This window comes from uncultured Acetatifactor sp., assembly GCF_948601915.1.
Lineage (GTDB): Bacteria > Bacillota > Clostridia > Lachnospirales > Lachnospiraceae > Acetatifactor.
Genome location: NZ_CAPDXS010000277.1, coordinates 1 through 1,836, shown reverse-complemented (window position 1 = coordinate 1,836; position 1,836 = coordinate 1). Strand labels below are relative to the sequence as shown.

At 56.8% G+C, this 1,836-nt stretch carries 1 protein-coding gene; it reads right to left on the bottom strand.

The window, feature by feature from the left end:
- Positions 1-1,693 (bottom strand): AAA family ATPase (locus tag Q2B33_RS24015; RefSeq protein WP_300823491.1); only part of this gene is annotated, 1,693 nt, incomplete at its 3' end.
- Positions 1,694-1,836 lie beyond the last annotated feature (143 nt).

The window sequence follows — 1,836 nt, the reverse complement described above, 5'->3', positions numbered from 1 at the left end:
TCACCTGGCAGGACTTCCGGAAGCAGGCCAGGCCGTACTTATGGATTGTCTCCATGCCCTCGCTCCGCAGCAGCTCGGTATATTCATGGGTCTCGATCTGCTCCATGGCCTCCCGGCAGGCCGCGTCAAAGGCACCTTTCTCCGCGTACTTAACCTCGATGACGCATCCGATCCTTTCGCGGGGGGCCATGAGGAGGATGTCGGAGTAGCCTGTGCCGGACTCGGCGCTGGACTTTACGATCCAGCTTCCCTCCGCCCTTAGCAGGCCCAGGAACATGCCGTGGTAGAAGTTCTCCTTCTTGGCCTTCCTCACCGCGGTGTCCCGGATGCTGATGGACTCTGACAGGAATGTGCCGAACAGCTCCTGCACGGCCTCTGCGTCGCCTCCTTTGACTGCCGCGCAGAACCGCTCCCACCGCTCGTGATCGCCCGTCACCTGATTCTCGAACCATGTGCGGATTTTGGTCTCATAGATTCTGCGGACTTCCATATTCGGGATTACCAGCTTATGCCGCCCGCCCTCCGGCCTTGCGGCATCGGTCAGATATCCCGTAGCGTAAAGGACGCTCCACAGATAGGTCTGGCGGATATTCGCGTTCTTGTTGTCCAGGTCGGTGTAGGTCAGTTCCGGGATGATCTCCTTCTCCACTGCCTCGCCGGAGATCAGAGCCTCGATCTCGGCCTTGGTGGCCGCGGTGGCCTCCTCCAGGATGTCCCTGACGATGGCGTTGCTGCTGCTGTTCTCCCAGTGGGGCCTCATGGGGGCATCCTTTGACACCCGCAGCAGGTCGCACTGATTGACCACGTCCCACGGGCAGTAGACGTCCACATCCCCGAAATGGTAGCCGTCATACCATTCCTTCATGTCCGGGAAACGGTCCTCCACGCCGTAGTACCTGAGCATCTCCTTCACCTCGCCGTCCGTGAAGCCGAAATACTCCGCGCACTGCTCATCGGATATGGAGCGGACCTTGAAGTTGTTCAGGCCTGTGAAGATGCTTTCCCTCGCAACACGCAGGCATCCGGTGAGCACGGCGAAGTCCAGGTTCTCGTTGGTCTTGAGGGCCTGGCTGAGGAAGGAGCGGATCAGGTCCACCATCTGTGTGTAATACCCTCTCTGATAGGCCTTGTCCAGGGGCACGTCGTACTCGTCGATCAGAATCACCACCCGGTGGCCATAGTGCTTGCTGACCAGCCCGCTTAACAGCTTCAGGCTTCCCTGAAGAAAGGCGGGTCTGGCAAAGTCGCCAGTTATAAGCTGCTGTAGCCTTGTCTTATCTGTCTTCGACAGTCTGTCGCTCTCCTCCAGATGCTCAAAGCGGGACGCCTCCTCGCTGATCAGCATGCCCAGGCTGTCATACGCCGTCTCAAAGTTCCCTCCCTCCACGTCCTTCAGGCTTAAGTGTATGACGGGGTACTTCCCCATATGCTGCTCGCACAGCTCCCTCTCCCCGGAGATGGCAAGTCCGTCGAACAGGGAGGCATCCGCCCCAATCTCGAAAAAGCATTTGAACATGTTCATGTTCAGGCTCTTCCCGAAGCGCCTGGGTCTGGTAAAAAGGTTCACGGCACCTTTCGTCCTTAAGAGCTCGGCGATGAATGCCGTCTTATCCACATAGTAATAATCCTTCGACTTGAAGTCCCGGAAGAACTCTATCCCCACCGGGAGCGCCTTTTTTCCATCATCAGGCATATGGCGGGCCTCCTTTCGTCATACCGATTGATTGCATGCGCTTTGACGCACATAGAATCAGAAGTTGACTCAGTTCCTTTCTGAGTCAATATTGTACCAAGCCACTTACGTGGCAGCAAGTTCTAAAAATATTTTCTCCTAAA